The sequence below is a fragment of the Paenibacillus typhae genome (genome assembly GCF_900099765.1).
Lineage (GTDB): Bacteria > Bacillota > Bacilli > Paenibacillales > Paenibacillaceae > Paenibacillus_AQ > Paenibacillus_AQ typhae.
Map to the genome: position 1 here is coordinate 11,859 of NZ_FNDX01000014.1, position 22,944 is coordinate 34,802.

Annotated in this window: 17 protein-coding genes; 14 read left to right on the forward strand and 3 right to left on the reverse strand. The window is 54.1% G+C overall.

The features are described 5' to 3' along the window. Positions 1 to 195 precede the first annotated feature (195 nt). Positions 196 to 2,958, forward strand: a complete 2,763-nt coding sequence (locus BLR64_RS13865; protein WP_090714971.1) for a YhgE/Pip domain-containing protein — start codon at positions 196 to 198, stop codon at positions 2,956 to 2,958. A 109-nt stretch (positions 2,959 to 3,067) separates the two neighbouring features. Here the strand turns inward: BLR64_RS13865 and BLR64_RS13870 are convergent, their stop codons facing one another. After that, on the reverse strand, positions 3,068 to 4,042 hold the full coding sequence (locus BLR64_RS13870) for an aldo/keto reductase family protein (RefSeq protein ID WP_090714973.1): 975 nt from the start codon (positions 4,040 to 4,042) through the stop codon (positions 3,068 to 3,070). 432 nt (positions 4,043 to 4,474) lie between these two features. Here BLR64_RS13870 and BLR64_RS13875 point away from each other — a divergent pair, with 432 nt between their 5' ends. From BLR64_RS13875 to BLR64_RS13900, 6 genes are all read left to right on the forward strand, one after another. Continuing rightward, positions 4,475 to 6,244, forward strand: a complete 1,770-nt coding sequence (locus BLR64_RS13875) for a cache domain-containing sensor histidine kinase (protein ID WP_244157698.1) — start codon at positions 4,475 to 4,477, stop codon at positions 6,242 to 6,244. Then, a complete protein-coding gene (locus tag BLR64_RS13880) occupies positions 6,241 to 7,041 on the forward strand; it encodes a response regulator transcription factor (RefSeq protein WP_090714976.1) in 801 nt (266 codons plus the stop codon). Before BLR64_RS13875 ends, BLR64_RS13880 begins: the two co-directional genes overlap by 4 nt. Next, complete coding sequence (locus BLR64_RS13885) at positions 7,041 to 8,369, forward strand: extracellular solute-binding protein (RefSeq protein ID WP_090714978.1); 1,329 nt, start codon at positions 7,041 to 7,043, stop codon at positions 8,367 to 8,369. The genes BLR64_RS13880 and BLR64_RS13885 overlap by 1 nt, the downstream gene beginning before the upstream one ends. Positions 8,370 to 8,564: 195 nt before the next feature. After that, on the forward strand, positions 8,565 to 9,977 hold the full coding sequence (locus BLR64_RS13890) for an ABC transporter substrate-binding protein (protein ID WP_090714980.1): 1,413 nt from the start codon (positions 8,565 to 8,567) through the stop codon (positions 9,975 to 9,977). Between the two features lie 66 nt (positions 9,978 to 10,043). After that, positions 10,044 to 11,015, forward strand: a complete 972-nt coding sequence (locus BLR64_RS13895) for a carbohydrate ABC transporter permease (protein ID WP_090714982.1) — start codon at positions 10,044 to 10,046, stop codon at positions 11,013 to 11,015. Between the two features lie 3 nt (positions 11,016 to 11,018). Beyond that, on the forward strand, positions 11,019 to 11,873 hold the full coding sequence (locus tag BLR64_RS13900) for a carbohydrate ABC transporter permease (protein ID WP_090714984.1): 855 nt from the start codon (positions 11,019 to 11,021) through the stop codon (positions 11,871 to 11,873). Positions 11,874 to 12,141: 268 nt separating this feature from the next. On the opposite strand, the gene BLR64_RS13905 is transcribed toward BLR64_RS13900, so the two are convergent. Further along, positions 12,142 to 12,972 carry a helix-turn-helix domain-containing protein gene (locus BLR64_RS13905; RefSeq protein WP_341833382.1) on the reverse strand — a complete coding sequence of 277 codons (831 nt, stop codon included), beginning with the start codon at positions 12,970 to 12,972 and terminating at the stop codon, positions 12,142 to 12,144. Positions 12,973 to 13,111: 139 nt separating this feature from the next. Here BLR64_RS13905 and BLR64_RS13910 point away from each other — a divergent pair, with 139 nt between their 5' ends. Next, positions 13,112 to 14,398, forward strand: a complete 1,287-nt coding sequence (locus BLR64_RS13910) for a Gfo/Idh/MocA family oxidoreductase (protein ID WP_090714986.1) — start codon at positions 13,112 to 13,114, stop codon at positions 14,396 to 14,398. Positions 14,399 to 14,472: 74 nt separating this feature from the next. Here BLR64_RS13910 and BLR64_RS13915 read toward each other — a convergent pair whose 3' ends face one another. Beyond that, positions 14,473 to 14,928 (reverse strand): CBS domain-containing protein, encoded by a 456-nt coding sequence (locus BLR64_RS13915; protein WP_090714988.1) that lies wholly within the window; start codon positions 14,926 to 14,928, stop codon positions 14,473 to 14,475. Between the two features lie 138 nt (positions 14,929 to 15,066). Here BLR64_RS13915 and BLR64_RS13920 point away from each other — a divergent pair, with 138 nt between their 5' ends. The 6 genes from BLR64_RS13920 to BLR64_RS30790 all read left to right on the forward strand — a co-directional run bounded on the left by BLR64_RS13920 (position 15,067) and on the right by BLR64_RS30790 (position 22,746). Further along, entirely contained in the window at positions 15,067 to 15,498 is a 432-nt protein-coding gene (locus tag BLR64_RS13920) for a MarR family winged helix-turn-helix transcriptional regulator (RefSeq protein ID WP_090714990.1), read from the forward strand. 37 nt (positions 15,499 to 15,535) lie between these two features. After that, positions 15,536 to 16,057 carry a MarR family winged helix-turn-helix transcriptional regulator gene (locus tag BLR64_RS13925; protein WP_090714992.1) on the forward strand — a complete coding sequence of 174 codons (522 nt, stop codon included), beginning with the start codon at positions 15,536 to 15,538 and terminating at the stop codon, positions 16,055 to 16,057. A 231-nt stretch (positions 16,058 to 16,288) separates the two neighbouring features. After that, the gene (locus BLR64_RS13930) at positions 16,289 to 20,167 is read left to right on the forward strand and encodes a X2-like carbohydrate binding domain-containing protein (protein ID WP_090714994.1); all 3,879 of its coding nucleotides are present in this window, start codon (positions 16,289 to 16,291) and stop codon (positions 20,165 to 20,167) included. Then, positions 20,148 to 20,315: a hypothetical protein gene (locus BLR64_RS30330; RefSeq protein WP_167360677.1), complete on the forward strand. Its 168-nt coding sequence runs from the start codon at positions 20,148 to 20,150 to the stop codon at positions 20,313 to 20,315. The genes BLR64_RS13930 and BLR64_RS30330 overlap by 20 nt, the downstream gene beginning before the upstream one ends. A 141-nt stretch (positions 20,316 to 20,456) precedes the next feature. After that, positions 20,457 to 22,037 carry a cache domain-containing protein gene (locus BLR64_RS13935; protein WP_244157699.1) on the forward strand — a complete coding sequence of 527 codons (1,581 nt, stop codon included), beginning with the start codon at positions 20,457 to 20,459 and terminating at the stop codon, positions 22,035 to 22,037. Beyond that, entirely contained in the window at positions 21,964 to 22,746 is a 783-nt protein-coding gene (locus BLR64_RS30790) for a helix-turn-helix transcriptional regulator (RefSeq protein ID WP_244157700.1), read from the forward strand. The genes BLR64_RS13935 and BLR64_RS30790 overlap by 74 nt, the downstream gene beginning before the upstream one ends. Positions 22,747 to 22,944 lie beyond the last annotated feature (198 nt).

Genomic DNA, 22,944 nt, shown 5'->3' on the forward strand with positions numbered 1-22,944 from the left:
TGGCAAGATGTGATCCAAAAATTCGCTCATACTCTTTCATTACCCGCCGCTCTAATGTTCAAACGGGGGATGTACCATTATTAACGTTGAATATCCGGAAATGTTGCAATTATTTTTGACGCCGAGCCGGTTTGTAAAAACTTCCTTCCCGGGGCATATTAAAATATCCAAATGACGGGCGGAAGGTGAGCAGGTTTGAAAAATATTTGGCAACTCTATAGAAGCGATTGGCGGAACCTCTTCAAGGTTCCCGTAGCGGTACTGCTAACTGCTGCTCTTGTTGTGCTACCTTCCTTGTACGACTGGGTGAATATTGCTGCCGTATGGAACCCGTATAGTAATACTTCGGGAATCCAGATTGCCGTGTCTAGTCTGGACAAAGGAGCTGAGGTCAAGGGCAGGAGCATTAATATAGGCGAAGAACTCCTGGCCAGCCTGCACACTAATCATTCGCTGGGCTGGATTTTCGTTGAGGCTGAGGCAGCGGTTGCCGGTGTCCGTCGCGGCGATTATTATGCCAGCATCCTTATCCCCGCCGACTTTTCGCAGCGGATGGCCGGGATACTGGAAGGTAGGCTGGTGAAGCCTGAGGTGCAATATACCGTCAATGAAAAAATAAACGCGATTGCCCCCAAAATCACTGAGAAGGGCGCCTCGACGATCACCGCACAGATCAGTGAAAAATTTACGGAAACGCTCAGCAGTACAGTACTCACTGTCTTAAAGGAGATCGATCAGGAATTCCAGTCAGAGCTTCCGGTGATCCGCAGGGTGGAGCAAGGGCTGTTCAAGCTTGAAGACAGTCTGCCCCAGATTGAAAAGGCGGGCCGGCTGGTGCTCAAGCTGCAGCAGGACTGGCCGGAAATGGTCTCTTCCGCCTTACGGATCGCCTCGTTTCAGGACAAGTTGCCGCTGGCCGGACAGGCCGGTGCGGCAGCGGAACTGCTGGATGCGCATTGGTCGAGAATCAGCGCTGCGGCTGGCATGCTGCAGAATCTGGAACACCGTCTGCCGGAGCTGGAGAAGGCTGTGGAGTTTGTGGCGCTGCTGGACAGTAGCTTAAGCGATGTGGACGCTGTGCTGGAACGGGCTTCCGCCAGAATGGCAGATGCGAAGGAGGTTGTGGATATGGCAGCACAGTCGCTGCCGCAGGCAACCCTGCTGACTGAAGGCGGAAGCAGCTTTGGACTGGAACTGGAGCAGTTCCTGACGGACAGCAGTTCGGCGTTCACTGCCGTGCCGGAGGCGGTGCGGCAGAATCTATATTTGCTGCAGCAGGCGGCGGATGCTGCGGAGCAGCTTGCCGGGCAGATGCAGGCGGCGGTTGCAGGAGCCGGCGGAGTGCAGGGGGCAGAACAGCAGAATGGCACAGAAAGCTCCGGGGTAGGGGCTTTGGGGGCAAAGATGCTTACGAGCCTCCGGACGGAGGAAGTTAACGGGCTCAAGCAAGCAGCAGCTCGCCTTGCCGCAGGCAGCGAGATGCTGGAGCATACCTCCAAGCTGCTTCGTGCCGTTGACGCGCTCGAGCCCGGAACTGTGGACGCCGGCGATTTAAACGCGCTGAGTGCAGCGCGTGCCCGGTTTTCGGCTGCCGCTTCACAGGCCGGCCGCCTGGCTTCAGCACTGCAGGGCGGCTCGAAGCCGGACAATGACGTACTGCAGCAGCTCAGCCTTGCGGCCGGCCGGGCGAGGCTTGCCGCGGACGGCCTGCTGTCCGGCATCGGCGCGCAGACACTGCCAGCGGTACAGAACGGGCTGCAGCGGCTGAGCCATAATGCCCGGTCGGCCGCCCAGGCACTGCAGCAGGCTCCCCGCCGGCTGGAATCGCTGGACACGATGCTGGCAGAAGCGGGAAGTATCATTCTGTCCGGACAGCAGGTGCTGACTGCGCTGCAGCAGCACTTGCCTGCTATCCGCAAAGAGGTACACGCAGCGGCGAGCGGTATAACTGAACATATGACGGCAATGAACAGCTTCGCTGCAAATGACCTGCCGCGTATTCTGGAGGAGCTACCCGCTGCCGGCCGTGCTGTGCATGAAGCGGCCGAATTTGCCCGCAATGACCTGCCGGCTGCGGAGCAGAAGCTCCGCACCGCAGCTGACCTGATCCGCACAGGGCTTCCACGGGCGGATCAGGGTGTTCAGCGGGCTGCCTCGCTGGTACGGGAAGACCTTCCTACACTGGAGGAAGCTGTCCGCAAAGCGGCAGATACTGTCCGGCGGGTCAAAGCAGAGGTGAATCTGGATGAAATTGCCCAGCTGCTGGGCGGGGACATCAAGAGTAAAAGTGATTTTCTGGCTAACCCGGTTGTGTTAACTGAACATCAGCTGTATCCGATTCCCAATTACGGTTCGGCGATGACACCATTCTACGTTGTATTGTCTCTGTGGGTTGGAGGAACACTGCTCATTTCACTATTACGGACCGGAGTCGACACGGGGGGCAGACCATATCGGGGATATGAATTGTATTTTAGCCGTCTGCTTACCTTTTTGACGGTAGGTATTCTGCAGGCGCTGGTTGCCGTACTGGGGAACCTGTTTATACTCCATTGCTACGTCGCGGATAAGGTCTGGTTTGTCCTCTTTGCGGTGCTGATCAGCATTGTGTTTGTTACTATTGTATTCACGCTCGTCTCTGTGTTCGGAAATATCGGCAAAGGAATTGCTATTGTGTTCATGATCCTGCAATTTTCCAGCTCAGGCGGCACCTTTCCTGTCAGTACAACCGGACATTTCTTTCAGGTGCTGAATCCATTCATGCCTTTTACCTATGCAATCAGCCTGCTGCGCGAGTCAGTGGGCGGCATCCTGCCGGAGGTGGCGGTCCGCGATGCGCTACTCCTTGTCCTCTTTGGCCTGCTGGCCCTGCTCCTGGCGCTGACCCTGCAAAAACCGCTTGCGCCCTTTATCCGTAAATCCGCAGAGCAGGCTGAGAAGTCAAAGCTGATTTCATAACGATATTATCAGCGCGGAAACGCTGAACAGCAAGCAGAGCAGCGGCCCCAAGGGAACCGCTGCTCTGCTGTGTGTATCCGGCCGTTGCTGATTTCAGCCGGCCGTCCCCTTATCTCGCCGGTGCGAAGCCCGCCACCTGGCTCAGAATGCGGTCGATCGTCTCCAGCGTGTCCGGCTGGAGTACGATGTCCACGGCCTGCGCGTTCTCCTGCACCTGCGCAGGCTTGCTTGCGCCGATCAGCGCGGAGCTGACGCCCGGCTGACGGAGCACCCAGGCCAGCGCGAGCTGCGACAGCTTCACGCCGAGGCCGGCCGCGACTTCATCGAGCTGGGCAACCACACCCAGCACATCGTCGCGCAGGTAGCTGCGGATGACGCCGTTGACTGAGTCATCGGCGCCGCGGGTCCCTGCCGGAGCCTGCTGGCCCGGCTTGTATTTGCCGGTCAGGATGCCCTGGGCCAGCGGGGAGAAGACGACCTGCCCCAGTCCGGCTTCCCGGGAAACCTCCAGCACTTCCTGTTCGATGTAACGCTCGAACATGTTGTAGATCGGCTGGTTGGAGGCCAGCGGCCGCAGGTTCAGCCGGTGGCTGATGCCGCTGGCGGCAGCGATCTGCGCCGCGCTCCATTCGCTGACAGCGGCGTAGAGGATTTTGCCCTGGGCGGTCAGATCATCCAGCGCCCGCAGCGTTTCTTCGACCGGTGTGTCCTGATCGAAGCGGTGACAGAAATAGACGTCAATGTAGTCGGTGCCGAGACGGCGCAGGCTGGCTTCGCACTGCTCCATAATGTGCTTGCGTGACAGGCCGCGGTCATTCGCGCCGTCGCCCATCGGGAAGAATACTTTGGTGCTCAGCACATAATCGGAGCGTTTATACGGCCGGAGAGCTGCCCCGATTGCTTTTTCCCCTTCACCGCGGTTATAAGCGTTGGCCGTATCAAAGAAATTGATACCGCATTCAAAAGCAGCGGCCACACACTCATCGGCAGCCTTCTGTTCCGCTGCAGTCCCGTAGGTCAGCCAGCTGCCAAGCCCGATCTCACTTACCTTCAGTCCGGTATTGCCAAGTCGTCTGTATTTCATACTGTTCCATTCCTTTCTGTACGGTTAGGTAGTCGTTTATGAAACAAACAAGTTAATACTATCACAACTTTATAGGGTATTCGGATACAGAGTTGCTATATTGGGAGAGAATCATTGCTGATCAGCCGAAACTATGTTCAAATGGTGAAAAGACCCGTTCCATTTTATAACAGTGGCAGTGCGTTATGAAGGAAAGCGTTAATTGCAACAACGGACATTCATAATGCCCGGCCGTGCTGCCGCAGCTGATGATATCTTGCAAAAAGAGCGGTCAGTCCGGATATCGTTATCTCAGAATAAATCTCACTAATATAAGGGGTTCCCGGTCGTCCGCAGGCGTGCTAATATAATGCAGTCAGGGTTGGTTGAAAGCCCTTACTTTATTTCAGGCCGCCATGGTATGGCCTTGTGACAAGGGGAGGAAGAGGCCGCGTGCGGTGGCTGCAATCAAGATTAAAGTTAAATACGCTGAGGAATCAGATGCTGCTCGGTTTTCTCGCCGTTATGCTCCTGATCCTCACATTCGTCGGCTATCTCACCTTTCATTCGGTTTCGACGCTGCTCAAAAACAACGCCGAAAAGCATATTCAGCAAACCGCCGTTCAGGCCAACGGCCGTCTGGAAGGCATTCTGGAGCAGATTAATTCTTTGACGACACTGGTATCCACCAATGAGTATATCCAGCAGCTGCTGCTGCGGGATTTGGAGGGGCAGCAGCCAACCTTTGCTGAACGTCAGGCACTGCCGCCCATTATCAACCTGGTCCAGTTATACACGGACGATATCAAATCTGTTGAGCTGTACAACAAAGACGGAACGAGGCTGTACCCGCTCGACGGCAGCAGCCTGAAAGGGAAGGTGCCCGAAAATCTGATTGAGCTTGCGACTCAAAAGGAAGGAAGCCTTGTCTGGTACGGGATTGATCCGCTCGACCCCACTTCGCTGCTGGCGGTGCGGCAGATCAGCCTGATCGACCGGTATTTCACAACAGGCGGATATTTGCTTATCCGCTCGGATCGCAGCAAGTTTGCGCTGGAAGGTTCCCTGTCCGGGGAGGGGGAGAAAGAGACGATACTGCTGCTGGATTCCGACGGCCGGCTCATCACTTCAAACGATGATACCATTTCGCAGGAAACAGCAGCCCTGCTTGCCGGGAGGTCAGGAGATCAGACTGCAACGATCGGGGACCGTTCCTTCGTCGTTGTGAAACAGCGGTCTGCCGTAACCGGGTGGACGCTGCTTATCCTGACTCCGGTTAACGTGATTACCCAAGGGATTTCTGTCCTGCGGACCACAATCGTTGTATCGGCCGTTATCGGCACCGTACTGTTCACTGTGCTTTCTTTTTTCCTGTCCACGCTCATTACCCGTCCTGTGTTCAAGCTGATCAAAGCGATGAGAAGCACCCGGCTCGGTATTCTGAGAACGACCGAGAAGGCGTCATCCACTATGGAAATTCAGGAGCTGAATTATTCCTATAACAAAATGGTGGATAATATCAATGAGCTGATTCAGCTGGTTTATGAGAAGGAGCTTTCCCGGAGCCACACGGAGCTGAAAGCGCTTCAGGCCCAGATTAATCCGCACTTTTTATTCAATACACTGGATGTGCTGTACTGGTCGCTGCTGGATAAAGATGAAGACGAGCTGGCAGGGTATGTTGTGGCCATGTCTGATTTATTCCGCTATACCATTACCGGCCAGAGTGAAGAGGGCTGGGTGAGGCTCCGGGATGAACTGGAGCATATAGGCAAGTATCTGTACATCATGAAAGTGCGGTTCGAGGACCGCCTGGAATGGGAGATCGAGGCTTCTCCCGAAGTACAGGATGCCGAGCTGCCCCGGCTGCTGCTGCAGCCGCTTGTGGAGAATGCTGTTCTGCATGGCGTGGAGAGCAGAATTGAGCCCGGCAGGGTCAAGCTGAAGGCTGCACGCGAAGGAGAACGGATTGTCATTACAGTAGAGGACGACGGCATCGGAATGGATGAAGAGAAGCTGTCGTCCCTTATGGAAGAACTGGACAGCGGCAGGGTAACTTCTTCCAAGGCTTCCGGGGTTGGAATTGCCAATGTCCAGAAGAGGCTTCAGCTGTTTTTCCCGGGAACGGGGGAGCATGCTGCAGTTATGCATATCGACAGCCAGAAGGGCCAAGGCACCACCATCAGCATCGAAATACCTGTCCAAGGAGGCACAATGCCATGAGGAGCCGAACGATTCTTATCGTCGATGATGAACCGAAATCAAGAGAAGGCTTAAAGAAGATGCTGGGGGTGTGGTCAGCCGGCCAATTTGAGGTGCTCACCGCAAGCAATGGAGTGGACGCGCTTCAGATTCTCGAGCAGACTCCAGTCGAGCTGATGATAACCGATATCCGCATGCCGGAAATCACCGGTCTTGCCCTGGTCAGCCAATTGCGGGAAAGAGGAATCCGCTCCCAGCCGTCCGTCATTCTTATTTCCGGTTACGCCCAGTTCGAATATGCCCAGCAGGCCATTCATCTGTCTGTTGTGGACTATCTGCTGAAGCCTGTCAGCCGGGATAAGCTGGTGGAATCGGTGGAAAAGGCCCTGAAGGCGGGCGAGGAGCGGGAACGTCTCCTCTTCATGCGGAAGATGGCCGACCCGCAGCTGCTGGAAGTCAGGAATGAGGAAGCCGCATTAAGCGATCCGGTCCGCCAGGCGATTCAATTCGTGGAAATGCACCTAGAGGAGGCAATCAGCCTCCAGGAGGTCGCCGGGCATGTGCATCTGAACGGCAGTTATTTCAGCGCGCTGTTTAAAGAGCAGTGCCAGATCAATTTCAGCGAATATGTCGCCCGCAGAAAATTGCAGAAGGCCAAGGAGCTGCTGCTCAAAACCAATCTGCCGATAGCGGAAATTGCCAGCCGTACAGGCTATCAGGCGGTAAAGTATTTCAATAAGCTGTTTAAGGAGCACGAGGGGATGAGTCCGGGACAGTACCGGTCCATGAGGAACGAGACGAAAGCGGAAGTCCGTTAATGATCAGAACCCGCAGGGGAGGGATACCCACGAAAAAAATCGGATTATATTGTGCCCTGCTCCTGGCCCTGCTGCTGACAGCGACAGCCTGCAACGGTAACAACGGGAACGGCGCCGAAAGCGGAAGTGAAAAAATCACCCTCAAAATGATGCATTCATGGCCTGACAGCAACAAATCAGCGCAGAACAAAATGGTAAAGGATATTATCAGCGAGTTTGAAAAGGCCAATCCGAACATTACCGTTAAGACGGAGGCACTGGAGACCGAGCAGTACAAAAGCAAGCTCACGGTGCTGGCCGCTTCCAATGATCTGCCGGACATCGGATTCACCTGGGCAGCCGGGTCGATGGACCCTTATGTTAAGGGCAACAAATTTGCAGCGCTGGACGATCTTTTACAGACGGAGCTGAACGGCAAGTTCGTAGGCGGCACGACGGAAGCCTATTCTTTTAACGGGAAAACGTATGCTCTTCCGGTGGAACTCAACATTGTTCCGGTCTACTATAACAAAGAAATTTTTGCAAAATACAGCTTGCGGATTCCCCGGACGCTGGATGAGCTGAAGACGATTATCCGCATTTTGGATTATAACGGAGTTACTCCGGTTACCCTCGGCGGCAAGGAAGGCTGGCCGTCCTCCTTCTGGTACATGTATCTGGCTGACCGGATCGGCGGGCCTGATCTGCTGGATAAAGCTGTAGCAGATCAGGACTTTACGAACCCAGCTCTCCTTGAAGCCGCCAAAGCAGTGCAGGAGCTGGTTGACCTGGGCGCCTTCGTAAAAGGCTATAACGGATTATCCAATGATGAAGCCAAAGTCCAGTTTCTGAACGGGGGAGCGGCCATGTTCGTTACAGGGACCTGGGAGCTGCCGGACTATACGACTACTGTAGGCATCCCGCAGGAATTCAAGGACAACATTGGATACTTCAAGTTTCCGGCCATAGCTGGCGGTAAAGGAAGTGTAGATGATTGGGTTGGCGGACCGGGCACCGGTTTATTTGTATCCCGGAATTCGGAGCATGCCGCAGAGGCTAAGCGTTTTGTCAGCTTTTTCATTGAAAAATGGGGCGAGCATTCCGTTGTGGATGCGGGTGTCATCCCCGCTACCAAAGTAGACACGGCGTCTATCAGGCTGCCGTGGCTGTTCATTGACCTGCTGGATGAACTGGGTAAAGCCCGCAAAGTAACGCTTTATCTGGATACCCAAATGAAGCCCGGCGCTTCGGGTGTACACATTAACCAGGTCCAGGCTTTGTTCGGTAAGGCGGTAACACCTGAGGAGTTCATCAGGGAGCAGGATGAGGCGCTGAAAGCGGATAAGTAGCAAAACGAATAGTACGTACGCTAAAAGACATCAGGGTTGTTCCCCTGATGTCTTTTGGCATCCTGCTGGCAGTGGAATCCAAAAATAGTGGAAGTTTTCCCAATCACAGGTTCCTTACGGAGAAGCATAATCAGCTATATAATCATGTATGCGGTTACATAAACCGTAGGCACAAACAAAAAGGGGAGGCAAAGTATGAAAAGGTTGAAACGTGTGTTTACAGGGATTTCTGCACTGCTGGTGATGTCAACTGCACTTGCAGCGTGTGGCGGCAACTCTAATTCCGGCTCAAACTCTTCCGGCTCTGAGGCAAGTCCGGCAGCATCGGCTGCTGCATCCGAGGCTCCGGCCAAGAGTAGCGGGGAAAAGGTGACGATCAATCTCTGGAGCTTCACCGACGAGATTCCGAACATGACTAAAAAGTACCTGGAGACTCATCCCGACGCCAATGTGGAATTCAAAACAACGGTAATTGCAACGACTGACGGCGCTTATCAGCCTGCGCTTGACCAGGCCCTGGCAGCCGGCGGGAAGGATGCACCGGATATTTTTGCAGCTGAAGCGGCCTTCGTCCTCAAATATACACAAGGTGACGCTTCCGGATATGCGGCTAACTATGCGGACCTCGGGCTTGACGATCAAATGGTTAAGGATGCGGGCATCGCCCAATATTCGGTTGATATCGGCAGCAAGGACGGCCAGCTGAAGGGCCTCGGCTACCAGGCGACAGGCGGTGCCTTTATCTACCGCCGCTCGATTGCCAAGGATGTATTTGGAACTGACGATCCGGCAACTATCAAGACTGAAGTTGGACCAGGCTGGGAGAAATTCTATGAAGCCGCTGCGAAGCTGAAGGCCAAAGGCTACGGCATCGTTTCCGGTGACGGGGATATCTGGCACGCCATCGAGAACAGCTCGGAAAAAGGCTGGATTGTCGACGGCAAGCTGCATATCGATCCCAAGCGCGAAGAGTTCCTTGATCTCTCCAAAAAGCTGAAGGACAACGGCTACCACAACGATACAACAGACTGGACTGAAGGCTGGTTCGCGGATATGTCCGGCGCCGGCGCCCAGCCAATCTTCGGTTTCTTCGGTCCCGCCTGGCTCATCAACTATACAATGAGCCAACAGGTCAAAGACACAAATGGCGACTGGGCTGTTACTGAATCACCGACAGGCTTCTTCTGGGGAGGCACCTGGCTGCTTGCTAACCAGGAAGTAACCAAGAACGATGCCAAGAAACAAGCAGCTGCGGACTTTATCAAATGGGTGACACTTGATACCTCCGAAACCGGCTTGCAGTATTACTGGGCCAACGGAACAATGAAAGATGGCGAACAGGGTACCAAGGATAGCGTTGCCTCCTCTGTGGTAATGGCGAAATCCAACGGTGAAGTGCCGCTGCTCGGCGGTCAGAACATGTTCGACGTGTTTGTTCCGGCCAACGCCAACGCTTCGGGTAAGAACCTGACCCAGTATGATGAAACCATTAACAAGCTGTGGCGCGATCAGGTGCGTGAATATACGGCAGGCAACAAAGACCGCGATAAAGCAATCGAAACGTTCAAGCAGCAGGTCAAGGACCAGCTTGGCATCGACAGCGAATAAGAAGACAAGAAGAAATGGAAGGGGCGGGAATTCATCCCGTCCCTTCATATAACAAGGGGTGAAATCATGCGCCGCAAAGGTGTGAGCTACGCAAAATTCGGCTACATTTTTACGTTTCCGTTTGTCCTGGCCTTTCTGATTTTTTCGTTATATCCCATTCTTTACACCGCAGTCATCGGATTTACAGATATGCAGGGGCTGATACCCAAACCGATTCATTTTCTGGATAACCCTTTTCAAAACTTTAAGGATTTGCTATTCGACAACGTTTCCTTTAGGAAATCCCTGATCAACACCGGACTGCTCTGGATCATCAACTTTATCCCTCAGATTGCTCTTGCGCTTTTGCTCACGGCATGGTTCACGAACAAGCGCCTCAACATAAAGGGACAAGGAGCATTTAAAGTGCTGCTGTACATGCCCAATATCATCACAGCGGGTACAATTGCAGTATTGTTCAGCTCTTTGTTTGCCTATCCGATGGGGCCCATGAACAGCCTGTTTGAATTGATGGGCTGGTCTGATGCTCCAATCTTCTTCCTGCAGGACAAGACAACAGCGCGCGGCATCGTGGCGTTCATCCAGTTCTGGATGTGGTACGGCAACACCATGATTATCCTGGTCGCTGGCGTTATGGGCATTAACCCGGCTCTCTTCGAATCTGCGGCGATCGACGGCGCGAACGGCTTCCAGACCTTTTTCCGGATTACACTCCCGAGTCTGCGGACCATTCTGCTGTTCACACTGATTACATCGATGATTGGCGGCTTGACGATGTTTGATATCCCTCAGCTGTTCCTGGCGGGCGGACCGGATGACTCTACGCTTACTACGTCGATGTTCATCTATGGGCAGGCCTTCAAGGGAAGCTATATGTATAACCGAGCTGCTGCGGCAAGCATGATTATGTTTGTTATTGCTGCTGTACTGTCCAGTCTGGTGTTCTATTTAATGCGGGACCGCGACGCCGAGAAATTGAAAAAAGCAGAGAAAACTTATAGAAAAGCTGCTAAAGCATCAGCTGCGAGGGAGGTGTAGTGCATGAATCCGAATCCTAAAGGTGAAACCGTTACCCGTAGAATCAACAAAACGATTGTTTATATCGTCTGCATCTTTTTGGCGGTGCTCAGCATCTTCCCGTTCTGGATCATGTTTGTTAATGCTACCCGCTCTACAGCGGAGATTCAGAGCGGACTCTCGCTGCTTCCCTCGTCTCACATGATGAGCAATCTGAGAGTGCTGCTGGATAAAAGCTTTGATCCCATACAGGGCTTTCTGAATTCGTTCATTATTTCCAGCTCAGCCACCATCCTGACTGTGTACTTTTCCTCTTTGTCAGCCTATGGACTGGTAACGTATGACTGGAAGCTGCGGAAGCCGTTCTTTACCTTTATCCTGTGTGTGATGATGATTCCTTCCCAGGCAAGTGCAATCGGGTTCTATCAGTTTATGTATAAAATCCACTGGACCAACAGCTTCCTTCCGTTGATCCTGCCCGCGATTGCAGCACCTGCTGTGGTTTTCTTCATGCGCCAATATCTGCTCGCAACCCTGTCGCTGGAGATCGTGGAAGCTGCGCGTGTCGACGGGTCCGGCGAATTCAAAACCTTTAACCGGATCATCCTGCCACTGATGATGCCGGCAGTAGCAACACAGGCAATCTTTGCCTTTGTAGCGAACTGGAATAACCTGTTCATGCCGCTGATTCTGTTGACACAGAAAGAAAAGTATACGATGCCGGTTATGGTGAGCCTGCTGCGCGGCGATATATATAAAATGGAATTTGGCTCGATTTATATGGGTCTGGCGCTGACGGCCCTGCCGCTGTTTGTGGTGTATTTCCTGTTATCCAGATATATCATCGCAGGCGTGGCGCTGGGAGGCGTGAAGGAATAGCTGGTTGAGGCTACGTTTTACGCAGTTTTATTGTGGAGCTCAGCACATTTATTTGAGCTTCCGAGCCCTGTTGAATGTTTCTCAACAGGGCTTTTTGGCGTAAGTGGGATTTAGGTGGGTTTTTGCTACTTCATTTTGACCTTTTTTGAATGTTGCAATCATTAGGTGGACAAACGACACTTAGTTCAGGCTGTAACCCCGTTTTGGAACAAAAGCGTCTGATTTAAGTAGCATTGTTCCAACTACTATTCCACTCACGGCAGTTCCTTCACCGGTTCTGCTTCCTGTACTGCAGCGGCGAGCGCTTGGCAATTGCCTTGAACACGCGGCCGAAGTGGGCGATGCTGTCAAAGCCGGTGTCCTCGGCGATCCTTGTAACGGAGTCGCTGCTCTCCCGCAGCCGCCGCTGGGCTTCCTGAACACGGATCGTGTTCAGATACTCAATAATCGTGAAGCCGGTCGTCTGCTTGAACAGCCGGCACAGGTACGGAACACTGAGAAAGAAGCGTTCCGACAGCTCCTCTAGCGTTACAGTTCCGCTGTAGCGGGCCTGGAGATACTCGATAATCTCATATACCTTGCGCTGCTTCTCGTCATTGGCCGGGGCGATTGCGGCCTGCGCGCTTTCGCGGATACGGTTCATTTCAATCAGGAACTGGATCAGCAGCGTCTGCAGGTAGAGGCTCTGGTGGCCCCGCGGCTCCTGCTGCTCCTTCAGCATCGCGAACAGCAGGTTCTCAATGGTGCCCTGTTCGTGCGCATCCGGCCGCAGCAGCAGGCACTGCTCACTGAAGAAGGGAAGCGTAAGGCTATTGCCGCCAAGCATCTCCTGCGGAAATTCCCGGCGGAAGTTGATCAGGATGCGCTCATGGCGTACGGTGCCCCTGGCCATCGTCCGGTGCAGCTCATTGCGGTTAATGAAGATCAGATCGCCCTTGCGCAGGGAATAGACCAGATTATTGATGTAGTAGCTGCGCTCCCCGGCAAGCAGATAATAAATTTCATAGGTTTCATGAAAATGGTCGGTGTCCATGCTGAAGGCGCCGGCCCTTTTCACCTGCTCCACACAAAACAAAAATTCCTGCTTCTCCTCCTGCACTTTGCCCACTCCTACATTAAGGATAATATATGCATAAAAAAGCTTATTTTCAGCAAAAACCGTTTAGAAATGAATGGATTTTATACTTTACAATATACGTAGTAAACGCATTCAAAACAATAGCGATGGAGTGATAACAGTGGGAAGCAAGAAATATGCTTTTGTAGGCACGGGCGGCCGGGCCGAATTCTTTTACGGGGAGATTACAACGAATTACCGGGAGACCGCGGAGATCGTGGGCCTGTGTGATGTCAACGGGGCGAGAATGGCTTACGTGAATACCCTGCTGACCGACAAATACAATTACCATGCTGTTCCAGCGTATAAGGCCCATGAGTTTGATAAAATGATCGAAGAGACGAAGCCGGATACCGTGATCGTAACCAGTGTTGACCGCACACATCACCGTTATATTGTCCGGGCCATGGAGCTGGGCTGCGATGTGATTTCCGAGAAGCCGATGACTACGGATGTGGAAAAATGCAAGGAGATTCTGGATGCAATTGAACGTACCGGCAAAAAGCTGCGCGTAACCTTCAACTACCGCTATGCGCCGCACAACACCAAAATCCGCGAACTGCTGATGGACGGGACGATCGGCGAGGTGCTGTCCGTCAACTTTGAATGGCTGCTCAACACGCAGCACGGGGCAGATTATTTCCGCAGATGGCACCGCGACAAGCGCAACAGCGGAGGGCTGCTGGTCCACAAATCGACGCATCACTTTGACCTGATGAATTTCTGGCTCGGCTCGCAGCCGGATACGGTATTTGCGATGGGCGATCTGCGTTTCTACGGGCGGGAAAATGCCGAGAAGCGCGGGGTTACCGAGTTCTACCAGCGGGTGCACGGAAGCAAGGCGGCAGAAAATGATCCGTTTGCCCTGCATCTCAAGGACAATGAGCAGCTGAAAAAGATGTATCTGGACACCGAGCACGAGGACGGGTACCTGCGCGACCAGAGCGTTTTTGGCGATAATATCAGCATTGAGGACACCATGGGCGTTATGGTCAAATACAAGAACAAGACAATCATGAACTACTCCCTCAATGCCTATCTGCCGTGGGAAGGCTTCAATATCGTCTTTAACGGCACCAAAGGCCGGATGGAGGTCAAGGTTGTGGAGCAATCCTACGTCAATGCCGGAGGCGGCAAGGATCAGGAGGGTGCGGTAAAAGACAAGCGGATCACCATCTTCCCGCAGTTTGCTGCCCCGTATGAGGTGGAGATTGAGGAGGGCGTAGGCGGACACGGCGGCGGGGACCCGGTGATGCTGCGCGATATCTTCGAGCGTCCGGCGGATGACCGCTTTAACCGGGCAGCCTCACATATTGACGGTGCCCAGTCGATTCTGACCGGGATTGCTGCCAACCAGTCGATTGCCACCGGGATGCCGGTCAAAGTGGATCAGCTGCTCAAGCTGTAACCTGCGTTGTTAAAAGAATAATGCACTGGAGGCCGTCCTGAGCCGTGGCGGTCTCTTTGTGCTGCTGCCTGCTGCTATAACAAGGCTTTAAAAGAATGGCGGATGACATCCCCGCGGCTGATGATGCCGACAAGCACATTGTTGCGTTCAACCGGAACTTTTTTAATCTGTTTTTTGCCAAGGACTGCAGCGATCCGTTCAATATCCTCATCCCAGGGTACCGTGATGACCTTCTTCCTGGCAATGGACATGACGTTGAGGTTCAGCAGCCGCCGGGTCCGCTCCTCGAATTCATCCTCGTCGCCTTTAATCACATTGATCTGAAAAAAGGAATCGACGATCAGATCATCATGCTTCCCGATATACCGCATGATGTCCCCGTCGCTGATATAGGCAACAATTTCGTTCCGGTCGTTGATGACCGGCATGCCGCTGATCCGGTGCTCCAGGCATTTCTCGATAAAGGTCCGCACGGTATCGTATTCCTTCACCTTGTACACCTGCCGGATCATGATTTCATGAGCTTTCATGAGGTTCCCCCAACTGTAAATGGACTAGCTTTTGCTGAAATAACTTGTATAATGAAACTATATACTTGTATTATACAAGCTGCGCATTTGAAGTCAATAAATATCGGATATGCAAAGAAAGAGAGGCTGCTGCACATTATGGAACGAAGCCCGCTAGAAGCAATTGAACTGGAAATGACCATTCTCAGCCGCAGGCTGACCTCCATCAGCACCTACAAAAAGTACGGAATTCTTGATCATTCGGCCTATCTGCTGCTTCATCAGATCGCATCGAACGGCTCCGCCGGGGTAAAGGCCCTGGCCGATGAATTCCATCTGGACATTTCAACCATCAGCCGGCAGGCTTCTGCCCTCGAGCAAAAAGGCTATGTGTTCCGCGTTCCCGACCCCCAGGATGGCAGAGCGTATACGCTGCAGATGACAGAGCTGGGCGCAGAGGCGCTGAAGAGTGATACGGAAGTGCGCCGGGACAAATTCGCGCAGCTGCTGCAGGACTTTAATGAGGCGGAGCGTGAGCAGCTGGGGCGGCTGCTGCAGAAGCTGAATGATGCTGTATTTCGGGTTATGTAACGGCCGGACTGACTAATACCATACACGGAGGTATCTTATGAATTCCCAGGATCATCAGGAAGAGCAGCTGCTGAAGGTATTTGAGAATATCAGAAGTTTAACGAACCGTACAAACTGGAATGATCCGCTTCCCTACGGTGAATTTCTGATGATGTTCATGATCGATGTGATGATGAAAAAAGAAGAGGCCCGGCCGGATTCGCCGGAGTGCCGCGGCATTATGGTGTCCCGGTTAAGCGAGCTGCTGCAGATCAGCAGGCCTACCGCTTCACAGACCATCAGTGCGCTGGAGGATAAGGGCTTTATCCGGCGGACCGTTTCCGAAGCCGACCGGAGAGCCGTATATATAAGCCTTACCGGTGAGGGTCAGGCCGTATTCCGCGAGCGGATGGTGTATTATTCCGGCATCCTGAGTGAAATTATTGAGAAGGTGGGCCGGGAAGAGGTTGACCAGCTGCTCGCCACCTGCGACCGGCTGCGCAATGTCGTGGAGGAAGTAAGACAGCGTTATACCGCAGTCCGGCCGGAAGGCCGGGAGCAGACCGCGGGAGCAGTGTGACAGCGAAATCCGGATTCACCCGGTGAACCTTGCAGGAGAGTGATCATCTCGGCAAGGTTTTTTGGGGATAAGGAAAATTGGCTGTCTCTGCGGGATTTGCCCCCTGTAAACCGGGAATGCTGTACGCCGGGGACCGCAGATGTACCTGTTCAAGCCGGGCGTCAGCCCCTATGCTTTTCTCGTATAACAAAATGGAAGCGCTTCATAAACTGCGAGGGGAGCTGGGATAATTTGAAGTCTTTGGCTAAAAGAATCGGGGTCAGTCTGCTGCTCTGCATGATGGTAGCTGTACAGGCCGGAGTGGCGGGAATCACAGGGAATGTGGCGGAAGCGGCGGACAAAGCGCTCGCCCAGAAGCCGTATATGGGCTGGAGCAGCTACAGCATGCAGGTGTATGAACCATCCGGCAACTGGATATCGGCAGAGCGCATCAAGGAGCAGTCTGATGCCATGCACGAGAAGCTTCAGGCCTACGGCTATGAATATATCAATATTGATGCAGGCTGGAACGGCGGAATGGATGAATACGGCCGGCCTATACCTAACGCAGAGCGCTATCCGGACGGGTTCCAGGAGGTTATCGACTATGTGCATAACAACGGCCAGAAGATCGGGATTTATCTGATTCCGGGTGTATCGATCGACGCCTATAACCAGAATCTCGAAATTTACGGCACCAACGGGGAGTGCAGGATACAGGACATCACCTATAAGCCGCTGACGGTTATGGACTATTGGAACTCCTATACTTACAAAATCGATTTCACTAATCCCTGTGCCCAAAAATATGTGGACTCGATCGCTGATCTTCTCGGTGAATGGGGCATCGACTTCGTGAAGTTCGACAGTGTTACTCCAGGCTCGGGCATCAACAATCTTAGCCGTGATGCGCGCGGGGATGTGGAGGCCTGGTCCAAGGCGCTGGACCGCCATGATATCTGGTTCGAGCTGTCATGGGCGCTGGACCACAACTATGCGGATTTCTGGAAGCAGTATGCCAACGGCTGGCGGATCCATTGGGATGTGGAGTCGTATGACAGCAGTGTCGGGCTGACCCAGTGGGCCAATATCGCCCGCCTGTTCCCGGAGGCTGCGATCTGGTGGAGAGAGGCCGGCCCCGGGGGCTGGAATGATTTTGATTCCCTCAATGTCGGCAACGGTGCGATGGACGGACTTACGCGGGATGAGCGGCAGACGGCCATGACCTTCTGGGCAGTATCGGCGGCGCAGCTCTATATCGGCAATGATATGACCCGGCTGGATGATTACGGAATGCAGCTGCTGACCAATGAGGAGGTCATCGCCGTCAACCAGGCCGGACATCCGGCGCATCCGGTATCGATGAACAGCCAGCAGCAGGTCTGGTATGCCAATAACGGTGACGGGACTTATAATGTGGCCCTGTTCAATCTCGGCAGCCGCAGCGCCGCAGTGGATGTGAACTGGAGTGACATCGGCCTGGAGGGCCCGGCTTCTGTCCGCGATCTGTGGAGCCGCAGCGAGCTGGGGACATTCGGGACCGGCTTCAGCAGCGGACCGCTGGAGCCGCATGCCTCAAGGCTGCTCAAGGTTACGGCCAAGAGCGGAGCATCCATCGTCAACGACGATGATACGAATGTCCGCTATACCGGCTCCTGGAAGCGGAATGGCGGCAAGGAGCAGACTCCGGCCTCACAGGACATTGCGGTGACCGTTTCAGAATCGGCACAGCCCCCTGGCGGCGGGAATCCGGCTGAACCAGGCGGCGGCACAGTGACGCAGGCGGTCTATATCAATGACAGCGACAGCGGGATTGTCTACAGCGGAGCCTGGTCCTCGCAGTCGGGCAGACCCCACGGGGATTACCGGGGAGATGTCCACTACACCGAGACGGACGGCGATTATTTTGAATACACCTTCAAGGGAACGGGCATCGACCTGCTGACGGAGAAGGATTCCTCGCAAGGGGATATCCTGGTCTATCTGGACGATGAAGCCAGCCCGCAGACGGTAAGCACCTATACACCGGGGGCCAAGGAAGCCCAGCAGGTTGTCTACAGCATGTCAGGGCTTGCCGATGAAGAGCATACGCTGAAGGTAGTAAAGGGCTCAGGCCAATACATGCTGCTGGATGCGCTGAGAATCAGCGTCAGCCGGCTGCTTGACCCGGCGTCAGCTGAATTTGATAAAGCGCCGGACAAACAGGCGGATGTGACGGTTAGTCTTCCGGCGGGCAGTGATTCGCTGCTGGAGGTCCGAAACGGGACAGCGGTGCTGGCAAAGGGCGGAGACTATACAGTAAGCCGGAACGGGGTCACCATCCGTAAGGACTATCTGTATAATCTGCCTTCAGGCAAAGCGGAGCTGACCTTCATGTTCGATGGAGGAGCGAGCGCTGTGCTTGAGATAAGCATCACTGGCTCGGCGATGGTCCGCTATTCGCTCATAAATAATGATGATCCGGCCATTGTTTACAACGGCTCCTGGTCACGCAGTACCGGCCGGGGCATGGGCGATTACAAGGATGATGTGCAGTACGCCGAGCAGAACGGCGACTCCTTCGAATATACCTTCAGCGGTACGGGCATCCAGCTGTATACCGAAAAAGACGCTTCCCAGGGCGACATGGATATTTATGTCGACGGAGAATTTAAGGAGACGGTCAGTGCCTACAATAACGGACGCCTGGCCCAGCAGAACCTGTACAGCATTACAGGACTGCCGGAAGGGCTTCATACCCTGAAGGCGGTGAAAAAATCAGGCAGCTTCATGCTGCTGGATATGCTGAAGGTGGAAATTCCGGATCTGATCAATCCGGTGGAGGCTGTCTTCGACAAAGCTGCGCCAGCCGGACTTGAGGTAAAGCTGCTGCGCGAGCCTTCCCTGTTTGGAGGCATCCGCCAGGGTACTTATACACTGGCTGAAGGGACAGATTATACACTTACAGGTGATACCGTAACAGTGAAGCAGGAGTATCTGGCCGCACAGCCGGAGGGCATGCTTCAGCTGACGTTTGCTTTTAACGGAGATTATCTGAACGATGTCCACTATACGGAAGCTGACGGGGATTATCTGGAGTATACGTTCAGCGGCACCGGCATTTCTATGAGCGGTCCCAAGGGGCCTGAGCTCGGCAATATGGATATCTATCTGGATGGTGAGTTTATCCAGACAGTGAGTGCTTACAGCAGTGAACGGCAGGTGCTGCAAAAGCTCTTCAGCCTGGGCGGCCTCAGCAGCGGAGTCCATGTGCTGAAGGCGGTTAAAGCCTCAGGCAGCCTGATGCTCAGCGACCAGCTCAGTTATACTGTCGGCGGCGGAACCGGCGGCCCTACAGATCCGGGCGGGCAGCCTACACCTGCGCCGTCAGCTACAGCAACTCCGGCGCCGACAGCAGCTCCGTCACCGGTGCCGGCAGTTCCGGGCGGGGTTCCGGCAGCAACGGCATCTCCATCGGTATCTCCGTCCGCAACGCCTTCTGCAGCGCCTGGGCCAAGCGCGTCACCGGCGGCAGATCAGGATGCCGGGAAGCAGCATGAAGCCTATATCAGCGGCTACCCTGACGGACTATTCAAGCCCGAGCAGAAGATTACCCGGGCGGAGATGGCAGCACTGCTGGTTAAAGCAGCTGCCCGTGAAAGCGGAGGAGCAGTACCGGCGTTCAGTGATATAAAGGCCGGTCACTGGGCCGCAGAGGCCATAACCGGTGCAGCCGCTATGGGGCTGATGAACGGTTATCCGGACGGCAGCTTCAGGCCGGACCGGCAGATTACCCGGGCAGAATTGGCCAGCCTCGTAGTGCTGCTTGGGAATATTACATCGGCACCCGGGGCCGGATATAGTGATGTTACCGCCGGTCACTGGGCTGAATCTGCTATCCGGCAGGCACAGGGAGCCGGCATTCTGAAAGGCTATGCAGACGGCACCTTCCGCCCCGGTCAGGCGGTGACCCGCGCTGAAGCAGTGACAGCCGTGAACAGGGCGTTCGGCAGGGGCCCATTATCCGGTGCGGCAGCTTCCCCTTGGCTCGATGTACCGCTGACACACTGGGCCTTCGGCGATATTCTGGAGGCTTCCATGGATCACACCTACACGGAAAAGAGTGGGGGCGGTGAAGAACTGGGCGGCTGATGCTTCTGCCGGCCTGTTAAGGACCTGGGGCAGAACAAATGCAAGGAATGAAAGCGTAAAGGAGCCGGCAGCGGCTCCTTTTTTCGCCGGGCAGCTAGTGCCCGGACAGCTGGAGAATTCCGGCATTGTGCTGCAGAACCTGCCATAAAATAGGCTGCAGATAAGTTAGCCTTGTGAAGGGCTAAGGCTGATTCAGACCGGGCAGCGCCTGACAAGGGACTTGACTGCCGGGCAAATTCTTTTAAGCTTATATAATGATAGCGCTATCAATCGGGAGGGGAATGAATCCATGCTCAAGTACTCCAAGGTATTCCGCAGATTTCTAATCTCTTATATGGTGATTCTGATCATTCCCGGCATTGGCGGATATATGTCTTACCGTACCTCCATTTCCGTAACGGAATCCATCTCCATTGAGAATAGCGTGATCCAGCTGCAGAAAAGCCAGGAGCTGCTGGAGCGCCGGATGGCTGAAGTGGAGGGGCTGACCCGGCAGCTGGCGATCAACCCGGAGCTGAATGTGCTGCTGAATGAAAGAAGCGGGGAAAAGAACGTCTACGGGATCTGGAGAACAATGCGCAATGTGCTCACCTTCGGACAGACCAATGATTTTCTGCAGAATTATTATATTTATCTCGCCAACTACGACCTGGTGCTGACCTCAGGTTCATCTTACCGCCCGGAGCATTATTATGAGATCTATCATTATAATGAGCTGCCGCTTGAAAAGTGGCGGACGGAGGTGCTGCAGCAAACACACCGCAGCGAAATCAGGCCGCTTAGCGCCTTTGTCGGCAAGGGTGTACAGACCTCGGTTATTACCTATATGCAGTCGCTGCCGCTCGACAGCTTCAACGATTCATCTCCTGCCGTAGTGGTTGTAATGATTGATGAAAAAATTATCGCCAGCCTCCTCTCCGGCCTGACCGAACGTTACGGGGGCTGGGTCCATATCAGCGATGCGCAGGGCAGAACGATTGTGCTGCAGGGACAGGATGAACCTTATATGGAGGAGCTGCACGCTGACGCTTCGTTTGATCCCGGCAGGGTCAGCCAGTTCTACCGGAACGATCTGGTCATTACGACCGCTTCAGATAAGAACGGCTGGGTGTATCAGGCCGGAATTCCCCGCAGCAGCCTGATGGAGAATGCGAACAGGATCAAATATACGTCCTGGCTGATAACCGGAGGCACACTGTTCCTCGGCCTGCTGGCCGGACTGGTGCTGGCTTACCGCAACAGTGCTCCGATCAACCGGCTGCTCAGTGTGATGAAGGAGCAGTTCGGCAAGGAGGAATCGGCGGAGCAGAGCGAGTTCGATTTCCTGAGCGGAAATATCGCCGATATGATTTCCAAGAACAGGCTGCTGGAAAGCGAGCTTACACGCCAGCTTCCGCTCGTACGGGACGCTTTTGTCAAGCGGCTGATTGCCGGGGAATTCGAGTCGCGGGAAGAAATCGCCTCTGCAGCTGCCCAGGCCGATATCGGGCTTAATCAGGGGGCTGGATATGCCGGAGTAATCCTGATCAGCGGCTATAACGGCATGGACAGTGTAGAAATCCTGAATGAGCTGAACGCGGCCAGGCTGCTGGTGAAGCAGGCGTTTATATCCATGGCCGGAAGCCTGCCGGTAACGGATCTGGGCTCTGATAAAATCGTCGTCCTGTTCTTTACGAACAGCGGAGAAGAGGGGGCGGGACCGGAGCAGGAAGTCCGTATTACCGGCATTATGGCCCCAGTTCGTCCTGAAGGAATACCGGATCTCCATCCAGTCCGGCTTCGGGGGTTACTTCCCTTTGGCTACGGAGGTCAGCGGCTCATTCGAGCAGGCGAAGCAGGCGCTGGAGTATGCGGTCTATACGAACAATAAAGGGGTTCTCTGGGCGCATGAAGCACAGCTTGAGAACAGCAGCACTTATTATTATCCGCTCGATACAGAGCAGCGGCTGATCAGTACACTGCGGGCCGGAGAGCTGGCGGAGGCGGTGCGGATTCTCGATGGGGCCTTTGAGCAGAACCTGGGCGGGCGGGAGCTGTCCGTCGAGATGAAGCACCAGCTGATCGGGGAGATGAAGGGAACCTTCCTCAAGCTGCTGGATCAGAAGGCTTTTATGGAATCGCCGCTCTTCGAGGGAGCCAAACGGCGGATCATTGACATCAGCTCTGCGGAGCCGCCGGACATGATCAGAGCCGAGTTCCAGACGGTTATGGAGGAGCTTTGCGGTTACATTGCCAATAAGAAAAAAGCGGCCCATACCCAGATCGTCAAGCAGATGTATCAGTATACCGAGGAAATGTACGCTGATTCCGAGCTGACCCTCTACCGGGTGGCAGAGCATGTGGAGCGGCCGGAAAAATACATCTCCCAGCTGTTCAAGGAGGTGACCGGGGTCAATTACTCCGATCATCTGGTGAAGGTAAGAATGGACCGTGCAGCGGTTCTGCTGAGGGATAGCCGGTATACTGTCGATGAAATAGCCGCCCTGGTGGGCTATAACAGCTCACACTCCTTCCGCAGAGCCTTCAAGCGCTTAACAGGAATCTCACCGAGTACGTACCGGCAATCGGGTACTGAATAGAGGCCGGCTCCGCTCAGGCTTAAATATGTATTACCGCTTACGGCTGCATCATCCGGTAGGGAGGGTGCAGCCGTTCTATTTTGCCGGAATGATATGAATCCGCTTACAAATTACTGGAATAGAGGCCGTACCAGGAAGTACTGCCCCCTGCAAACAGGGTGAAATGTACGCAAAATACGGAAGTGTACCTGTTCAGGG